Source organism: Pectobacterium polonicum (assembly GCF_005497185.1).
Classification (GTDB): Bacteria; Pseudomonadota; Gammaproteobacteria; order Enterobacterales; family Enterobacteriaceae; genus Pectobacterium; species Pectobacterium polonicum.
In genome coordinates this window covers 21,171-38,059 of sequence record NZ_RJTN01000027.1, presented here as the reverse complement: position 1 = coordinate 38,059, position 16,889 = coordinate 21,171, and the positions used below count along the sequence as shown (strand labels likewise).

Sequence of the window (16,889 nt, the reverse complement as noted above, 5' to 3'; positions counted from 1 at the left end):
GGCTATGAGGAAGCATCAGTTCTTAAACACGACCTTTTGTTCATAACCGTTTTCTTCGATCACACAGTATGTGGTTCCCGGTGGGGTCGCTATGATCGTATTCACTTTTGTCAGCGCACAACTTTCTTCATAGCTGACTTGATATTGCAGTTGGTCAAAGAAATGTCGCAGCAGTGGCCTGATTTTCCCAATGACGAATGGATCAGTGCTTTTTATGTAAAAGGGGGCGATATCTAATTGCTCCGTCATTCCAACATGGAAATCGATGATGAAATAGGTGTCGGGGAGCGAAGCTGAACGGTACACCCAAATGTCCCCCTGACCACAGACGACATCATCAAAATAGTGATCGCACAGCGTGCACAGATTCACGTCAATATCTAACAGGCTTAAAACGTCCTGCATGATTGGATTGGGAACAGAAATATCATCATTGTTTGGATAAGTAACGAGATCGCCAATAAAGGTACTCATTGAAAATACGGTTACGGGTATAGTCTGCATTTTTCTACCTGATTAATGTGCCTGTGTATAATTCAAGACAAACGATTTTCACCCTACAATACATTCAAACAGGTATGAGCGAGAAAAATACTGAAAATGAGGTTATTCAATATCTCATGGAACATTACCCTATTAGGGCTCATTGGTTTAAATCCAGTATTAGGCAAGTCACTAAAGACTGGACATTGCAGGATGACTATCAGTTTCTGCCGGAAGATGCGCACGATTTCCTTCTCGATGTATTCGGACACTTTACTATCGATTATTCAAATTTCGAGGGAAGAAATTATTTTGCATACGAGTACCCAATCTGGCAAAAAAAACCACTACGGCAAGCGTTAAAACCGCTCACTGTAGGGATGATTATTGAGTCAGCTAAAGCAGGGAAGTGGTTATACGATTAAAAGAATCTCATCGTTGATGTCGTATTGATGTGTTCGTTTGACGCCAGCTCACATTTTGGCAGCCAGTCGGCGCTGGTTCGTCTTTCAGCTCAACGTTAGTCCGTATGCCTTGTTTATGACCAATAGTCACTGAATCTAGCCGGATTATCTCGGACAATCACAGACACAAAAAAGCCCGCAGGGCTTGCGCCATGCGCTGGGGGAATCTGAATATACAACGTAACGTTATGATATTAATGTTTTAAGTTTGAATTCAGACTTTGTTGGTATACCTAAGCGTATACCAATGCTGAAAAGTGATAGGGATTTTGTCCAACGATCTCACCCTGTGAAACCCACCTTTTTGTCACCTAAATCTATGACTATTCTTCGGTAAGTACACACGAATGTCATTTATTGGTGTCATTCGTGTGTACTTGACGAGGGTTTTTTATTCAAGTATACGTGAATGACGCAATTATATGGTTTTCATGTGGACTTATAAATGAACAGGATCACTGCTATTGAGCGTTTAAACGCATTCGATAAGCAAGGGCGTTATGTCTTCACCTCCCGTGATTTAGCCAAGATTTTCCATGAGGATACGCCAAGAGCGTTTAATGCCGGGCTAAATCGTTTGGTAAAAGATGGCATCCTGACCCGTGCTATTCGCGGCGTGTACGTTTATAACCATGCCAAAAGCAAAGATGCCTATACGCTTGAACGCATCGTGTTAGCGCTACGCCGTGGTGAATATAACTATCTTAGCCTCGAATCCGCCTTGTCTGAATATGGCGTGATTTCTCAAATCCCGATTGACCGGATCACGGTGATGACCACCGGACGTTCCGAAGAACATAAAACGCCTTTTGGGGTGATTGAATTTACCCATACCAAGCGGTCACCAGAGCAGATTTTGCAGGATACCTATTTTGGCAATTCTCCGTTACGGCACGCGACGAAGAAAACCGCCGTGAGGGATTTACGCCGCGTTGGACGCAATACCCATCTGATTGACGAATCGGAGCTATATCATGAATCAGAAAGTTAACTTTGCCGAACTGGTCAGCAAAGCGGTGGAATCAGCCGAGCTTGAAGGTTTACGCAATGTGGTGGAAAAGGAGCTTTTGCACTACGACATTCTCTACTGTCTTGATAGCGCCGGCTTGTTAGAACAGCTTACTTTTCAGGGCGGGACATCGTTAAGGTTGTGTCATGGCGCAAACCGCTTCAGTGAAGATTTGGATTTTGCCGGCGGTGTTGCGTTTTCTGGCGCAGACCTAAAAAACATGAAAGCCTGTATTGAAGATTATCTGGGGAATCGTTACGGCCTTGGGGTCAACGTGAAAGAGCCAAATGAGTTACGGAATGAACCCGGCTATGAGGAAGTCCGTATCGACAAATGGCAGGTGTCCGTGACCACCGCACCGGAAAAACGTGATATGCCGAGACAGCGGATCAAGATTGAGATCGCCAATATTCCGGCTTATACCCGAGCGCCGATGACGCTAAAACGTAACTATGAGGTTTTACCCGATGGTTATTCCGATACGCTGGTCATGTGTGAAACGCTAAATGAAGTGATGTGTGACAAACTGGTTTCGCTCGTCGCGACCACCAAATATATCCGCTACCGTGACGTTTGGGACTTACCGTGGCTGATCCAGCAGAACGCGACTTATGATATCGATCTGATTCGTAAGAAAATACAGGATTACCGCATCCCGAATTATGATGAGCTACTGGCACAGCGCATAGAAAGCATTGATCAGGTTGTGGGGGATGGCCGCTTTAGCGCTGAAATGCGCCGATTCCTGCCACAAGCGGTATTTAATAGAACGTTAGGACGGGAGGCATTCAGCCAGTATTTGAGCGGTGAACTAAAAGCACTCTTAGGCTCGTTACAGCAAGCGTTAAAAGGAGAGGACGGAAAAGCACCGTTCGTCATGTAACCGTCAGTAGCCAAAATAAAAAGATTTTGCACAAAACTGTTCACCCTCTACACCTTTCATTTTTTATCTTTATTTTTAGCGAGTTAAGTGATGAACAGTGAATGAACAGGTGATGAGTCACTCGTCACCCATGTAGGTAAGATACTGGCAGTCCGTAGTTATGGTACTCTTTATCGCATATATATGCGGATTAAAGGTGAAGGCACATGCGTTATGAAATGGCGGTACTCGCAGCTCTGGTACAAGAGGATTCTCCTAATACGCAATCTATCGTCACCGCTACGGGTATCTCTGAAAGAAAAGTACAGGACGTGTTAAACACGCTCCAGTCAACTATGGATATCAGCATTACGCGAGTAAAAAATGGCAAGCGGCAAGCCTTGTCTATCGCGTCATGGGGCGTGTTTGGCGACGGGGAACGGCTGATCGAGAAACTGAAAAATACCGATCTGTTGATATTCAAACAACATCGTAAAATCACCACAAAAGCATTGCCAAACAAAACGCGATCCCCGCGTATGGTGACGCTGGAAGAAAAGCGTGATTACTACAACCAGGTGAAACTCAAAAACTATCGGGACAGTATGCGTCTTGAAGGGTTTAGCGTTGAGGATACTCCGCTTCCCGCTGACAAGCAGGAAAGGGATGCGCTGAGAAAAAATCTGATTGCTATGTATAAAGCGGGTGGCTATGTCTGATAAATACGGCTCAGGGCAAGATCCTTATACCTATCCTGATAGTGATGTTCTGATAAATAAGCTCGGCATTAACGATGACAGCCAATTCGACGATGCGGAGCGTCAGCTATCCGAATTGGCCGTTCTCGATATTGAATTTGAAGAACCGTCTTACGATCTGCATTATTGGTGTGGGCTGCACGGGAAAATATTCGGGGATTTATTCGATTGGGCAGGAGAAATACGGCGTATCGATATTTCTAAAGGTCAAACACGTTTTTGCACCGTATCCCGTATTGAAATTGAAGCCAATAAAATCTTTACGCAACTCCCTAATGATGATTTTTTACAAGGCCTTGAGCGTCCGGCTCTAATCACTCAGTTAGCTGAATATTATTCAGATTTAAATGTGGTTCATCCGTTTCGGGAAGGCAATGGACGTTCTCAGCGTTTATTGTTCGAGCATATGATTATAAATTGTGGCCATGGTGTCTCTTTTGAAAAGATCGGCGTTCAGGAATGGTTAGCGGCTAACGTGGCCGGATACCACGGCAATACTCGGCCATTAGCCGATGTTTTTGAGAAAAGTATTCTCTGGCTTTCCAAATAAAAAGATTTTGCACAAAACTGTTCACCCTCTTCACCAGAGGTTTTTATTTTTAATAATCAATAAATTAATGGATGATGAGTTGGTGAAAAGGTGATGAGTCACTCGTCACCTTGATGGTAGGTATGCTGCATAGCAAGGAAGCCGCGAGTTTAAGACATCCGCGTTTATAGTTGGTCTTTGGCTGCTTTATAAACCTCTGAGCGTTCCCGTTTGCCCACAGCTAAAACCAGTACTACGATCTCATGTTCAAGCACTTGATACACTAACCGATAGCCAGCGGAACGAAGTTTGATTTTGTAGCAGTCAGCCATTCCGTGAAGCCGGTTGGCGGGAACGTGGGGATGTTGTAAAACCTCTTTCAGTTTTTTGGTAAACTGCTCCCGCACGGGCGCGCCAGCTTCTTAAATTCTTTCAGCGCGTGCTCTTCAAACTCCAGCTTATAACTCATCCAGATCGACCTTCACACGTTTCCCCTTCATCCGGGAACGGGCAATTTTGGCGAGTTCGATATCTTCCTGATAATCGGCCAGTGCTTCCCATATTTCAGGAGAAACATAGTAGCCAGAGACGGCCATTGGTTAGCACGGCTACAGGCTCGCCGTTAGCTTCTTTAAGCGCGGCATTAGGGGACTTTTTAAAGTCGCTGATACTCACGGCTGCATTGGCAAGGATAGATTGTACGGACATAATCAGCCCCCTTTAAGTATGATAAGAAAGAACTTTGTGTGGGTTAAAGCTAAAGTTGATAAAGAAATAAATAAAAAACTTGGGATTAAATCAGCCGAAAGAAAAAATATCACAAACTCTCAGTACGATGAGTTTTCAGCCCGTGGGGAAATTGGGATTATAAAAGAATCTTGCCTAGATTATTTTAAAAACAAACTTTAAAGTAGTGGCCTCTTGATTGAGGCCATCATTTTATTTCCGTATTTCGCTTCCCCACCATTCCATCAACTCTTTACGTTGTTCAAGATAGGTAGAGCGGTTATAAGCCCGTCGAACTTCATTCTTATCACAATGCGCTAATGCTGCTTCAATCACATCAGGGTTAAAACCGGCTTCATTCATGGCGGTGCTGGCTATTGAGCGTAAACCATGTGCGACCAGTTTTCCACCGTAGCCGATGCGTTTTAGCGCGGCGTTGGCGGTCTGGCTGTTCATGGGTTTTTTAGGATCGTTACGGCTGGGAAATACGTGTTCGCGGTTGCCGCTGATAGGGAGCATTATGTTGAGAAGTTCCAGCGCTTGATCGGAAAGCGGGACGATATGATCGCGCTTGGCTTTCATTCGTTCAGCCGGAATGCTCCACGTTCTTTTCTCAATATCGATCTCTGCCCATGCTGTGGCGGAGGCTTCCGCTGGGCGGATCAGCGTCAGTAGCTGCCATTCCAGCAAGCAGCGGGTTGGAATGGACAAGTTAGACATGGCGATGGTGCGCATCAGCTTAGGAAGTTCTTCTGGCCGGATAGTCGGCATGTGCTGCTTTTTCGGGCGCTCAAAGGCCATGCCAATGCCGGAGGCGGGGTTAGTGTCAATCAGCCCCGTGTTTACCGCATAAACCATGATTTCATTAATGCGCTGTACCAAGCGTCTGACGGTTTCTAGTGCGCCACGGGCTTTAATCGGTTCTAGCGCCTGTATCAACGTGCGGGCTTTGATTTCCTGCACCGGGATATTTTCAATCGCTGGTAGCACATCCTTTTCCAGTGAGTGCCAAATGTCTTTGGCGTGATCGGTGCTGACATTCGTCTGTTTCAACGTGAACCAGCTACGCGCCACATTGATGAAGATGCTTTCTACAGCGATTTGCGCTTCTTCGACTTCTTTAGCCACTTTTTCCTGTGGATCGATACCTTTGGCTAACAAAGAGAGTTTCTCGTCTCTCATTGCGCGGGCATCAGCTAGCGATAATGCTGGGTAAGCGCCAAACCCGATCATGGTGCGTTGGCCGGTTGTTGGTTTCTGGTAACGGAACCGCCACAGCTTTTTCCCGGTAGTTTTGACTAAGAGAAATAACCCGTTGCCGTCATGCAACGTCAGATCTTTATCTGTCGCTTTGGCTTTTTGTACTTCAGTGTGGGTGAGGGGGCGGGTTGTCCGTGCCATGAAGGAATCCTTTGTCATTGGTATACAGGTATACACATGCAATTGGTATACGCCTTTTGGTATATATCCTGCCGTATACCAATTCGTATACCAATAATCTCTGGATTCAGGCGAATATCGTCGGACAATAACGGACACAAAAAAGCCCGCAGGGCTTGTGCCATGCGGGCTTTTCGTACTTCATCGGACTTATCTGGTAATACCCGATGTCTAAATTGGTGGAGCTGGGGGGATTTGAACCCCCGTCCGGAACCACTCTACCGTCGGTACTACATGCTTAGTCTATCTTTACATTCGCTTGCCAGCTGCGAATAGACACGCCACTAACAAACTAGCCTGATTAGATTTAGTGCTTCAACCCCAGGCAAGGCATCCACACGATCTCTTTTGGGTTTGACCTCTCTTGATCCCCGTCCTAAGAGCGGAGGCTAGGGAGAGAGGGCTCAAAGCAGGTTATTAAGCTGCTAAAGCGTAGTTTTCGTCGTTTGCGACTATTTTTTTGCGGCTTTTTACGAGGCCAACCGCCCCTCGGCATGCACCTTGGGCTTTGCAAATCCCGTCGAATCCAGAATCAGCCCCCAAGAAACTATTGCCAGTATACCAGAACTTACCGTTGTTAAGCCAGTGACTTAACGATTGGCGTTCTTCATGATACGGGCTTTGTCTAACTTCCATTCACGTTCTTTAATATCATCACGCTTGTCGTGATCTTTTTTACCTTTCGCCACGCCGATTTTGACTTTGCTCCAGGCATTTTTCCAATACATGGACAGCGCGACGACCGTGTAGCCATCGCGACTGACGCGGCCAAACAGCGAATCTAGTTCGCGTTTGTTGAGTAAGAGTTTACGCGTGCGAATCGGATCGCAAACGACGTGCGATGAAGCCACATTCAGTGGCGTGATCGTTGCGCCAAACAGGTAAGCCTCACCGTTCATGAAGGTGACATAGCTATCGCTGAGGTTTGCTTTGCCTGCGCGCAGTGATTTGACTTCCCATCCTTGCAGCGCAAGGCCAGCCTCAAATTCTTCCTCAATGAAGTATTCGTGACGGGCGCGCTTGTTCTGCGCAATGGTGGCGGAACCGGGTTTGTATGCTTTTTTCTTTGTCATAGTGCCGTCATTATACTGGATGTCATTGGGAATGAAATCCCCGCCGTGCGTCCGTGTCGTGGTTAATGATATCGTGCGATAAGCTTCGCAGAATTTTTGTCTGTCGGTCTATCAGTGCTATTATTTTGCGCGTTTTATGAATTTCGGAAAATAGTATGCCAAAGATAAGTCGCTCCGCACTGGTATCGTTCAGTGCAGAACAGATGTACAAGCTGGTGAATGATGTCGCTTCCTATCCCGCGTTTTTACCGGGCTGTACGGGGAGCCGCGTGCTCTCTTCGTCAGAAAGGGAGATGACTGCCGCAGTCGACGTTTCCAAAGCCGGTATCAGCAAGACATTTACTACACGTAATACGCTGACGCACAACCAGAATATCAATATGCAATTGGTCGATGGCCCATTCCGTCAGTTAGGCGGCGATTGGCATTTTACGCCGTTGAGCGTCGATGCCTGCAAAGTCGAGCTGCACCTGGAATTTGAATTCACCAATGCCTTGATTGAACTCGCTTTTGGCAAAGTATTCAAGGAGCTGGCAGGAAATATGGTGCAAGCTTTCACGCAACGAGCAAAAGAGGTCTACCGTGTCCGCAATGCAGGTTGATGTGGTGTACGCGTTGCCAGAACGTCAGTACCTACGCACGGTGACGCTGGAAGAGGGCTGCACGGTTGAGCAGGCTATTGTCGCATCGGGACTGCTGGAGCTGCGCCATGATATCGATTTGCAGGTGAATAAAGTGGGGATTTACAGCCGTGCAGCGAAGTTGAGTGATATGCTGAATGACGGCGATCGCGTGGAAATTTATCGTCCGTTGATTGCCGATCCTAAAGAGCTACGCCGTCAGCGGGCGGAGCGTTCTAAGAGTAAATCCTGAGTTGTGTCGTTAAACGACATATGGTGTTTCCACCGATTGCTCTGACCGATATTTCCTGACAAAAAATACAGGCAAATCTGAAGACTTCAGATTTGCCTGCTGTTATTCCTGCCATACCAGACACCAAACCTCGTGTGCGCCGATTTCTCTAAGAGCCAGCCCATTGTGGGCTTCGTCTCAAAGCATTGGCTGCCAAGATCGTTCATCTTGATTCAACTAAGCAGCGTGGAAAGTATTAATCCAGCGCAGGCTTGTTGTTGATGTTGGTCAGCACACCACCGCCGCTGAAGGTGAGCGTCAGCGTTTGCTGTTTTACCGATTCATGACCAGGCTGTTGGCGGAAGACGTAAAACCACGTATCGCTGCCAAACGGGTCCTGCATCATAGGTGTACCCAGCGTATAAGCGACCTGTTGTTTGGTCATGCCGGTGTGAATTTTTGCAACGTCAGCCGGTGCCAGATAGTTTCCCTGATTGATGTCCGGCCGATAGACCACCTTTTCCAGTGTGGAACAACCGGCGGTCAGCATAACAACCACCGCGGCGACGACAGTCAGCGTTTTACAGCGCATAGTGATTACATTCCTTAAGGGCATAGGTTGCCGATGATAATAGACCTTGCAGGACTTGGAAACCTGCAAGGCGATTGTATGACCTCAGGAAGGTAAAAAAGTTGAGCTTTTTTACCCGCTACGCCTCTTTCTAGCCCTTGGTGGCAGCAAATTTTACGCCGCCAGCAGTTCTTTCGCGTTCGCCAGCGTGTTTTTGGTCACGGCGCTGCCACCCAGGAGGCGAGCTAGCTCTTGTAACCGTGCTCGTTTATCCAACGATTGCATCAGGGTTTCCGTTTCTGCACCGTCCGTTTGTTTACTCACGAAGAAGTGTTGGTGACCACAGCCTGCGACCTGCGGCAAGTGTGTCACACACATAACCTGCGTAGATTCGCCGAGCTGGCGCAGCATCCTGCCGACGATGGCGGCGGTTGGCCCGCTGATTCCCACATCGACCTCATCGAAGATCATTGCAGGGGTGTCCATTTTCTTCGCGGTGATGACTTGAATTATCAGTGCGATACGTGACAGTTCGCCGCCCGATACCACTTTCGCCAGCGTCTGGTGCGGCTGGCCGGGGTTAGTGGTGACGCGGAATTCAATACTGTCGGCACCGGTGGCCGTCAGGCTGTCCGGCGTAAACGAGACATCAATGGTGAAGTGACCGTGCGGCATTGCCAGTTCACGCATATTGGCGGTGATGAGCTGTGCCAGTTCACTCGCGTGGTGCTGACGACGCAGGTGAAGCTGTTGCGCCAGATGCAATGCCTGCTGGTGATATTCGCCGACGGAGGCGCTGAGCGAGTCATGGTCGCTTTCCTGCTGTTCCAACTGTTGCTGTTCTTCCAGCAACTGCTGATGGAACGCTGGAAGCGCTTCTGGAGCAACATGGTGTTTGCGTGCCAGTGTAAGCTGGCGCGACAGGCGTTGTTCTAGCTCATACAGCCGAATCGGGTCGAGGTCCATTTGTTCGCTGTAGTGGCGCAGTTCATCGCTGGCTTCGCTAAGCTGAATGCCTGCTTCTTCGATCATGGATAACACGCCGGACAGCTTGTCATCCATACCGATGAGTTCGCCAAGCTGATGTTTTACGCTGTGCAGCATACTGATGATGTTCTGCTCTTCGTCTTCGCTCAGCAACTGCATGGCCTGCTGGCTCATCGTCAACAACTGGCCGCTATTTGCCAGACGTTTATATTCAACGTCAATCTGTTCGTATTCGCCGGGCTGTGGGGAGAATTCATTCAGCTCTTTTAATTGGTATTGCAGCAGCTCCCGGCGGGCTTCGCGTTCAATAGCCGCCTGTTGCAGCTGCGCCAGAGCGCGGCAGCTTTGGTGCCACTGATGCCAAACCTGCTGCATAGCAACCAGCAGTTTCGGTTCATCGGCATAGGCATCCAGCAGGTGTTTTTGATGATCGGGGCGCAGCAGTAGCTGATGGGCATGCTGGCCATGTACCTGAATCAGGTGCTGGCCGAGTTCACGCAGTTGAGACAGTGGCACGGCGGTGCCGTTAATAAAGCCGCGTGAACGACCATCAGCACTAATGACGCGACGTAACAGGCACTCGTTGCTGTCATCCAACTGGTTTTCTTCCAGCCACTGACGTGCCGTTGGGGTATCTGCTAGCGCAAAACGGGCGCAGATGTCGGCTCGGGCAGATCCCGGCCTGACCATGCTGGCGTCAGAACGATTTCCCAGACATAAGCCGAGGGCATCAATAGCAATCGATTTCCCCGCACCGGTTTCCCCGGTGATGACACTCATTCCTGATTGAAAATCGATCTCTAATTCGCGCACGATGGCGAAGTTACTGATAGTGAGTTGCGCCAGCATGATAGTTTTCCTGTATGAGGACTGTGTTTACATACAGTATAAACTGGTTTTATATACAGTAAAGTAGATTAGTGGAATCTTAGAATAATTTTTTTGACCAGCCAAGTTTTGAACTTAGTGTATTGAAATAACTGTAATTTTCTGGATGAATCAAATTCAGGTGATGTTCGCTGCGGCGAATCAGAACCTCTTCGCCCTCTTGCACCGGTAGCGCAATCTGGCTGTCGCAGCTGATTTCCAGATCGTTAGTGATGCAAGAAAATTTCAGCCGAATTGTGCTGCTACTGTTGATGACCAGCGGGCGGGCAGACAATGTGTGCGGGAACATGGGCACCAGCGCAATGGCTTCCAAAGACGGCGTTAAGATCGGGCCACCGGCAGAAAGCGAATAGGCGGTTGAGCCGGTTGGCGTGGCGATAATCAGGCCGTCTGAACGCTGAGAGAAAGCGAATTTGTCGTCAATATAGACTTCAAATTCAATCATGTGTGCGACTTTCCCTGGGTGAAGCACGACTTCATTAATGGCGGTGCTGATGCTATCGGGCTGGTTTGCGCGGCAAACGTGCGCTTCCAGCATGAAACGCTGTTCGCTCAGGTAATGGCCGTCGAGCACGTCAGAAAGTTGCTGCTGGGCATGATCGGGATCGAGATCGGTTAAAAAGCCGAGATTACCACGGTTTACGCCGATGACTTTGATGTCATAGCGCGACAGCACGCGTGCTGCGCCCAGCATGTTGCCATCACCGCCGACCACCACTGCCAGATCCGCCTGCTGACCGATGTCGGCAAGGCTAGCTGTCGGTGCGTTTTTGAGGTTAAGTTCCCGCGCAATCTGCTGTTCGATCAGAACGGAGTAACCTTTTTCGGTGAGCCAATGATAGAGCATCTCATGCGTTGCCAACGCCGTTGGGTGGCGCGGGTGGCCGACAATGCCAATACAATTAAACGGCCTGTTCATTGTAAGCGGTGTGTTCATTGCTGTTTTGTCCTCAGCGTGGTGTATCGGCAGCGTTGGGAACCAATATATGACAGGTTCTCTTGAATCCCCGATTTTGATCCCCATAATAAGCAACTAGCGAGATTAATGCTAAACCGCGGAGAATTTCATGAGTAGTAAAGAACAGAAAACGCCTGACGAGCAAGTCCTGGATCAAAAGGAAGCAGCAAAAGGGCAGCAAGCGGATGCCGCGCCAGAGACGGCAGACGTAGCTGACCCGCGTGATGCGCGCATCGCCGAGCTGGAAGCCCAGTTTAGTGAGCTGCAACAGCGCGAACGTGACAATATGCTTCGCGTTCGTGCCGAAGCCGATAACGTTCGCCGCCGTGCGGAAATGGATATCGAGAAGGCGCATAAATTTGCGGTAGAGAAATTTGCCAATGAAATGCTGCCAGTCATCGATAATCTGGAACGTGCGCTGGATACGGCGGACAAAGCCAACGAATCATTGTCTGCGATGATTGAAGGTGTCGAACTGACGCTGAAATCGTTGCTGGATGCCGTGCATAAGTTTGGCATCGAGGTTGTGGGTGATGTGGGTGTGCCGTTTAACCCAGAAGTGCATCAGGCGATGACCATGCTACCTTCGGCCGATCACCAGCCGAACCATGTCATGATGGTCATGCAAAAAGGCTATACGCTGAACGGCCGTTTACTGCGCCCGGCGATGGTTGCGGTTTCAAAAGCACAAGACTAATATTTTCTGCTTTTACGCACGCTATTTAAGACGTATCTTCATCCAAACCCCGTGTCCACCGCATGGGGTTTTTTGTTTATATCCCCGTCATACTTCAAACGGCATGTGCGTTGGCAATACTCGGCTCATCTCTGAGCCTCGCCCTATTAGGCCGCCGCAAGCGGCGTTCAAATCGGCTTAGCCGATTTGTCCTCGCTCACCCCAGTCACTTATTTATGTAAGCTCCTGGGGATTCACTGTGTTGCCGCCTTCCTGCAACTTGAATTATTTAGTGTACATTTTGTTAAGATTTGTTTGATAAAAAAGATGTTTTTTAGCTTTTGAATGACTCATCATCGTTAACTATCAAAAGAATTGGTATTACCACCCTAAATGCACTTGATAATCATTATCGTTTTTGTGAGAGTAATAAAACAACAGTGTTAGAAGGGTCATACTATGCCGGGTAGTCGTGCTATTGAGTCCACAAGCCGTACATCAAGGAAGGTCAAACTTTCTCTGATGGGCCCGGCATTTATCGCGGCAATTGGCTATATCGATCCCGGTAACTTTGCCACAAATATCCAGTCAGGCGCGGCCTATGGCTACACGCTGCTGTGGGTGGTGGTGTGGGCCAACCTGATGGCGATGCTGATCCAACTGTTGTCCGCCAAATTGGGGATCGCAACGGGTAAGAATCTGGCTGAGCATATCCGCGATCGTTTCCCGCGCCCGGCCGTTTGGGCTTACTGGGTGCAGGCCGAAATTATTGCGATGGCGACTGATTTAGCCGAGTTTATCGGGGCGGCGATTGGCTTCAAATTGTTGCTGGGCGTGTCACTGCTGGAAGGCGCAATCCTCACCGCCATCGCTACTTTCCTGATTCTCATGCTGCAACAACGTGGGCAGAAACCGTTAGAAATGGTCATCGGCGGGCTGCTGCTGTTTGTGGCAGCAGCGTATATTGTCGAGCTGGTATTTTCTCAGCCTGAACTGTCCGCGTTAGCCACAGGCATGGCAATCCCTAGTCTACCGACCTCCGATGCCGTGCTGCTAGCGGCGGGTGTGTTAGGGGCAACCATTATGCCGCATGTGATTTACCTGCACTCTTCGCTGACGCAACATGAGGGAAACCATACCCGTGCCGAACGCTATTCGGCAACGAAAGTCGATGTCGCGATTGCGATGACGATAGCGGGATTCGTCAATCTGGCGATGATGGCAACAGCCGCCGCAGCGTTCCATTTTAGCGGTAATCAGGATATTGCCGATCTGGATAAAGCCTATCTCACGCTTGAGCCGCTGTTAGGAAAAGCTGCCGCAGTCATTTTCGGCTTAAGTTTGGTGGCTGCGGGCCTTTCCTCTACCGTCGTTGGTACGCTGGCAGGGCAGGTGGTGATGCAGGGATTCGTGCGTTTCCATATTCCGCTCTGGGTTCGCCGTACTGTCACAATGTTGCCGTCATTTATCGTGATCCTGTCCGGTATGGACCCGACGCGAGTGTTGGTGCTGAGTCAGGTGATACTGAGCTTCGGGATTGCGCTGGCACTGGTTCCGTTATTGTCTTTCACTGGTAACCGTGAACTGATGGGCTCGATGGTTAACGGCAAATGGGTACAGCGCATCGGGCAACTCATTGTCGTGCTGGTCGTTTCCCTGAATATGTATCTGCTGGTTGATACGATGCTGGGAATATAAGTCTGGGGGAGACGGGCATATTTCTCTCTACCGAAACGGTGCCGCGTTATTGATCCAGCGTGGCCTTACCCACATAGTGTGGTCCTTCCCATAGCGTCCATTCGCCGACGCGAGAAAGCGTTTCAAGTTGTTCTGTGGACGCGATGACGGTGACGGTGGCTGAGGTGGTTTGCCCAGGGGCAATTTCACCGTCAAAATGGAATTGCCCCATAAAATAAGCGCCGCTAGCCGGATCTTTATGGTTAGGTCGATAGCCAGAGCGGCAGGGGGAGTGCCTTGTTGATTCAGCGGCTAAACATAGCCTTACTGTAAACTCAGCGGTTTTATGTTTTATCATCACCACACCAGTTGAGAAAAATGGCTAACAGTTTTGGCAGATTACTGACGCTACAAAAGCCAATGAATTGCAGGTTTTCCGTTTTACAGAATAGCCAATCGCTGTCTTCTGATTGCTCGCCCTGACTCAGTGGGGCAAAAGGCTTGCCAGCAAGTGATGTTTCAGCCAGATCGATTTTTACTTTCCAGCCAGGGTTATCCAGCGTATCGATGCTAATACCGAACGTGTGTTCCCACGTCCCGTTACACTGCGCCTGATACCACTGTTGAATTTCTTGCAACTCGTTCATTCATCATCGTCTCATGAGCATTCAATATGCGGTGTTTCCTTGGTCTGCTGATATTTCAGTCTCGGGGAAGATTTCTTGTAGTTCCACATGTTTGCAGATGACAAAACCAGCATCAAAGAGCAAGGCTTTAACGCCCCCTTTCATTTCAACGGAGGGAACGAAGCGAGTTTTAAGCACGCTGGATAACGCGTGTTGATAAGCGTCTAGTAAAGGTTTGGGGCCGTTAGCGAGTAATCCGTTGCCATCATTGCCAAATATTAACTCTCCTTGGTGTCGATACGTGTTGATGTAACGACTCATTGGTCGCCAGTCGCTGAGAAGATGTTGGTGAGCCGCCCAGATGCGCCCGAGTAGTTCATAGCTTGATGTCGTTGTCGCCGTGGAATAGTACAAACCGCCTTTCTGTGTGTTGTAGTCCCACAATAGCGGATGCCGATCGGTAAATGTCAGTTCGCCGGAGCTGGCCGGTTGGATGTCATGTTCGGCAACGCCATAACAATAAATAATAAAATGGCGAAGATAAGATTCAGGTGGTTCACAGTACACAGAGCAATGGTTCTGCTCGTCATAGCGCCAGTTATCGCAATAAAAATGAATCGTTAGCGTATTCGTATTGGTGTACTGCACGCTGGAAATATAGCCGTTTAAATCCTCGTATAGCGCATCGGCTAACTGTTCAATATCCATATTTCTTGATCCCTTAAGCGGTGGACTCCCAGAAAAAATGCAGGTATTCCTGTTCATATTCGGCAAAGATGGATACCAGCATATCAGTATCTGGTTCGTACATCAGTAAGGCTCCGAGAAAGAGTTGGTTAGACAAGGGTAAGGCTGGGGGGTGTCGCAGATCGCCGCAATAATTCTTGACCTGCGTATTAAATGTGGCTTCGTCTATGCGCTTAAAATAAGCGTTTAGCAGATAGTGTTCAGGATTGCACAATCCCTCTGCCAATTCCGCATAAATCCAGAATAGCAATCCGTTATCCGTAGCGGTTTTCGGGGCTCTGCTGATGCCAATACGCTGTTCAGATTCAACAGAAGTAAAGTCTTCTGCGGTATAGCGCTGTACAGAAAATCTGGGGTAAACGACATCTAATAGCACGGTTCCAGATTGGTTTTTCAGGAATAAAATTAATGCATTGCGATTAAACATCGCTAATCCACATCAGACGGCGTTGATGGCTTTCCTGCCGCTTTTCTCAACGCTGTTACTGGCACGCCGCCGATCCCCCAATTGTCTGTTTCGACTTCATCAATTACGACCACGGTTGTTTTCGGGTTTTTGTCGAGCACATCGACCAGCAACTGTGTCACGCCCTCAATCAACTGACGTTTTTGTTCAGCGGTGACACCTTCATTGGTAATTTTGATATTGACGTATGGCATGGTTTCTCCAGGGCGATTGTAGCGATCAGCGATAAGGTAGAGAGGTCTATCATACGACGAACCAGAACAGGAATGCGCCGTTATCCTGCCCGTTTTCTCATCAAATAAAAGGGGATATGATGAATCTACGTTGTTATAAATGAATGAGCCTTTCCAATCATCGATCGCCGAGGTGTTTGCATGTCGTCTCCTATTGATATCGTCGAAAAGAAGCTGCTATCCGATAACTGGTATATTCTGAATAAATATACTTTTGATTTAAAAAGAAATAATGGCGGTACAGTTCGCCAGGTCCGTGAAGTTTACGACCGGGGTGATGGTGCGACGATTCTGTTGTACAACCGGGAGAAAGGCATGGTGATTCTGACACGACAATTCCGTATTCCCACCTTCGTTAACGGCAACGAAAGCGGCATGCTGCTGGAAACTTGCGCGGGTTTGCTGGACGATCATTCGCCCGAAGAGTGCATTCGTAACGAGGCAATAGAAGAAACGGGCTATGCGATCGGCAACGTCGAGAAACTGTTCTATGCCTATATGTCGCCGGGCAGCGTGACGGAACGTGTGTACTTTTTCGCTGCCGAATATGATGAATCGCTGCGGGATAATGCGGGCGGTGGCGTGGAAGATGAAGATATTGAGGTACTGGAACTGCCGTTCAGTGAAGCCGTCGCGATGATGAACGATGGCCGGATTAAAGACGGTAAGACCATCATGCTGCTACAGCACGCCATCATTCACGGTTGGTTTGCCAGAACGTAGACATACTTTGCGGCACACCGGTATCCTCGTGTGCCTCTTGATTCAGTGTGGTAACGCTTTCATTTTTGTGTAATTCCAGGGTGAAGGTTCGATTATGGTTAATATTAGCTGAATAATCTTTTTATTTGTTTTTGTATTTTC

The 16,889-nt window shown here is 48.5% G+C and carries 22 protein-coding genes, 1 other RNA gene and 2 pseudogenes; 11 read left to right on the top strand and 14 right to left on the bottom strand.

Annotated elements, in window-relative coordinates; all coding sequences use genetic code 11:
- Positions 1 to 15: 15 nt before the first annotated feature.
- On the bottom strand, positions 16 to 474 hold the full coding sequence (locus tag EDI29_RS20225; RefSeq protein ID WP_137742319.1) for a hypothetical protein: 459 nt from the start codon (positions 472 to 474) through the stop codon (positions 16 to 18).
- A gap of 104 nt (positions 475 to 578) precedes the next feature.
- On the opposite strand from EDI29_RS20225, the gene EDI29_RS20220 reads away from it, so the two are divergent.
- From EDI29_RS20220 to EDI29_RS20200, 5 genes are all read left to right on the top strand, one after another.
- Positions 579 to 908: a DUF1493 family protein gene (locus EDI29_RS20220; protein ID WP_137742318.1), complete on the top strand. Its 330-nt coding sequence runs from the start codon at positions 579 to 581 to the stop codon at positions 906 to 908.
- Positions 909 to 1,392: 484 nt separating this feature from the next.
- Entirely contained in the window at positions 1,393 to 1,938 is a 546-nt protein-coding gene (abiEi, locus tag EDI29_RS20215; RefSeq protein WP_137742317.1) for a type IV toxin-antitoxin system AbiEi family antitoxin, read from the top strand.
- Positions 1,922 to 2,839: a nucleotidyl transferase AbiEii/AbiGii toxin family protein gene (locus EDI29_RS20210; protein WP_137742316.1), complete on the top strand. Its 918-nt coding sequence runs from the start codon at positions 1,922 to 1,924 to the stop codon at positions 2,837 to 2,839. The genes abiEi and EDI29_RS20210 overlap by 17 nt, the downstream gene beginning before the upstream one ends.
- 206 nt (positions 2,840 to 3,045) lie before the next feature.
- Positions 3,046 to 3,537 (top strand): YhfG family protein, encoded by a 492-nt coding sequence (locus EDI29_RS20205; RefSeq protein WP_137742315.1) that lies wholly within the window; start codon positions 3,046 to 3,048, stop codon positions 3,535 to 3,537.
- Positions 3,530 to 4,126: a Fic/DOC family protein gene (locus tag EDI29_RS20200; protein ID WP_137742314.1), complete on the top strand. Its 597-nt coding sequence runs from the start codon at positions 3,530 to 3,532 to the stop codon at positions 4,124 to 4,126. The genes EDI29_RS20205 and EDI29_RS20200 overlap by 8 nt, the downstream gene beginning before the upstream one ends.
- Positions 4,127 to 4,290: 164 nt before the next feature.
- Here the strand turns inward: EDI29_RS20200 and EDI29_RS20195 are convergent.
- Positions 4,291 to 4,574, bottom strand: a pseudogene (locus EDI29_RS20195) (type II toxin-antitoxin system RelE family toxin).
- A pseudogene (locus EDI29_RS23170) lies at positions 4,564 to 4,813 on the bottom strand (type II toxin-antitoxin system Phd/YefM family antitoxin). The pseudogenes EDI29_RS20195 and EDI29_RS23170 overlap by 11 nt, the downstream one beginning before the upstream one ends.
- Positions 4,814 to 4,849: 36 nt before the next feature.
- Here EDI29_RS23170 and EDI29_RS22820 point away from each other — a divergent pair.
- Positions 4,850 to 5,014 carry a hypothetical protein gene (locus EDI29_RS22820; protein ID WP_167494542.1) on the top strand — a complete coding sequence of 55 codons (165 nt, stop codon included), beginning with the start codon at positions 4,850 to 4,852 and terminating at the stop codon, positions 5,012 to 5,014.
- A gap of 30 nt (positions 5,015 to 5,044) precedes the next feature.
- Here EDI29_RS22820 and EDI29_RS20185 read toward each other — a convergent pair whose 3' ends face one another.
- The 3 genes from EDI29_RS20185 to smpB all read right to left on the bottom strand — a co-directional run bounded on the left by EDI29_RS20185 (position 5,045) and on the right by smpB (position 7,344).
- Positions 5,045 to 6,232 (bottom strand): integrase domain-containing protein, encoded by a 1,188-nt coding sequence (locus EDI29_RS20185; protein WP_137742313.1) that lies wholly within the window; start codon positions 6,230 to 6,232, stop codon positions 5,045 to 5,047.
- 216 nt (positions 6,233 to 6,448) lie between these two features.
- Positions 6,449 to 6,811: a transfer-messenger RNA gene (gene ssrA / locus EDI29_RS20180) on the bottom strand.
- Positions 6,812 to 6,861: 50 nt separating this feature from the next.
- Entirely contained in the window at positions 6,862 to 7,344 is a 483-nt protein-coding gene (gene smpB / locus EDI29_RS20175; protein WP_010282425.1) for an SsrA-binding protein SmpB, read from the bottom strand.
- A gap of 155 nt (positions 7,345 to 7,499) precedes the next feature.
- Between smpB and EDI29_RS20170 the strand changes: the two genes are divergently transcribed.
- Both EDI29_RS20170 and EDI29_RS20165 read left to right on the top strand, forming a co-directional pair.
- Entirely contained in the window at positions 7,500 to 7,946 is a 447-nt protein-coding gene (locus EDI29_RS20170; protein WP_137742312.1) for a type II toxin-antitoxin system RatA family toxin, read from the top strand.
- Positions 7,936 to 8,217: an RnfH family protein gene (locus EDI29_RS20165; RefSeq protein ID WP_374213747.1), complete on the top strand. Its 282-nt coding sequence runs from the start codon at positions 7,936 to 7,938 to the stop codon at positions 8,215 to 8,217. Before EDI29_RS20170 ends, EDI29_RS20165 begins: the two co-directional genes overlap by 11 nt.
- A gap of 235 nt (positions 8,218 to 8,452) precedes the next feature.
- Here EDI29_RS20165 and bamE read toward each other — a convergent pair whose 3' ends face one another.
- The 3 genes from bamE to nadK all read right to left on the bottom strand — a co-directional run bounded on the left by bamE (position 8,453) and on the right by nadK (position 11,561).
- On the bottom strand, positions 8,453 to 8,788 hold the full coding sequence (gene bamE / locus EDI29_RS20160; RefSeq protein WP_137742310.1) for an outer membrane protein assembly factor BamE: 336 nt from the start codon (positions 8,786 to 8,788) through the stop codon (positions 8,453 to 8,455).
- A gap of 153 nt (positions 8,789 to 8,941) precedes the next feature.
- Complete coding sequence (gene recN, locus EDI29_RS20155; RefSeq protein ID WP_137742309.1) at positions 8,942 to 10,603, bottom strand: DNA repair protein RecN; 1,662 nt, start codon at positions 10,601 to 10,603, stop codon at positions 8,942 to 8,944.
- Between the two features lie 79 nt (positions 10,604 to 10,682).
- Entirely contained in the window at positions 10,683 to 11,561 is an 879-nt protein-coding gene (gene nadK, locus EDI29_RS20150) for an NAD(+) kinase (RefSeq protein WP_107170356.1), read from the bottom strand.
- 148 nt (positions 11,562 to 11,709) lie between these two features.
- Here nadK and grpE point away from each other — a divergent pair, with 148 nt between their 5' ends.
- The gene (grpE, locus tag EDI29_RS20145; protein WP_137742308.1) at positions 11,710 to 12,297 is read left to right on the top strand and encodes a nucleotide exchange factor GrpE; all 588 of its coding nucleotides are present in this window, start codon (positions 11,710 to 11,712) and stop codon (positions 12,295 to 12,297) included.
- Positions 12,298 to 12,735: 438 nt separating this feature from the next.
- On the top strand, positions 12,736 to 13,974 hold the full coding sequence (locus EDI29_RS20140; protein WP_137742307.1) for an Nramp family divalent metal transporter: 1,239 nt from the start codon (positions 12,736 to 12,738) through the stop codon (positions 13,972 to 13,974).
- Positions 13,975 to 14,020: 46 nt separating this feature from the next.
- Here EDI29_RS20140 and EDI29_RS20135 read toward each other — a convergent pair whose 3' ends face one another.
- Genes EDI29_RS20135 through EDI29_RS20115 form a run of 5 tightly spaced genes read right to left on the bottom strand, consistent with a single transcriptional unit; the run spans position 14,021 to position 15,986 of the window.
- Entirely contained in the window at positions 14,021 to 14,311 is a 291-nt protein-coding gene (locus EDI29_RS20135) for a hypothetical protein (protein ID WP_137742306.1), read from the bottom strand.
- Complete coding sequence (locus tag EDI29_RS20130; RefSeq protein ID WP_137742305.1) at positions 14,298 to 14,600, bottom strand: immunity 53 family protein; 303 nt, start codon at positions 14,598 to 14,600, stop codon at positions 14,298 to 14,300. Before EDI29_RS20130 ends, EDI29_RS20135 begins: the two co-directional genes overlap by 14 nt.
- Positions 14,601 to 14,621: 21 nt before the next feature.
- Positions 14,622 to 15,287, bottom strand: coding sequence for a hypothetical protein (locus EDI29_RS20125; RefSeq protein ID WP_137742304.1), 666 nt, complete (start codon positions 15,285 to 15,287; stop codon positions 14,622 to 14,624).
- A gap of 13 nt (positions 15,288 to 15,300) precedes the next feature.
- Positions 15,301 to 15,753, bottom strand: coding sequence for a hypothetical protein (locus tag EDI29_RS20120; RefSeq protein ID WP_137742303.1), 453 nt, complete (start codon positions 15,751 to 15,753; stop codon positions 15,301 to 15,303).
- Positions 15,754 to 15,755: 2 nt separating this feature from the next.
- Positions 15,756 to 15,986, bottom strand: coding sequence for a 2-hydroxymuconate tautomerase family protein (locus tag EDI29_RS20115; protein WP_137742302.1), 231 nt, complete (start codon positions 15,984 to 15,986; stop codon positions 15,756 to 15,758).
- A 180-nt stretch (positions 15,987 to 16,166) separates the two neighbouring features.
- On the opposite strand from EDI29_RS20115, the gene nudK reads away from it, so the two are divergent.
- Positions 16,167 to 16,748, top strand: coding sequence for a GDP-mannose pyrophosphatase NudK (nudK, locus tag EDI29_RS20110; RefSeq protein WP_137742301.1), 582 nt, complete (start codon positions 16,167 to 16,169; stop codon positions 16,746 to 16,748).
- Positions 16,749 to 16,889: the final 141 nt, after the last annotated feature.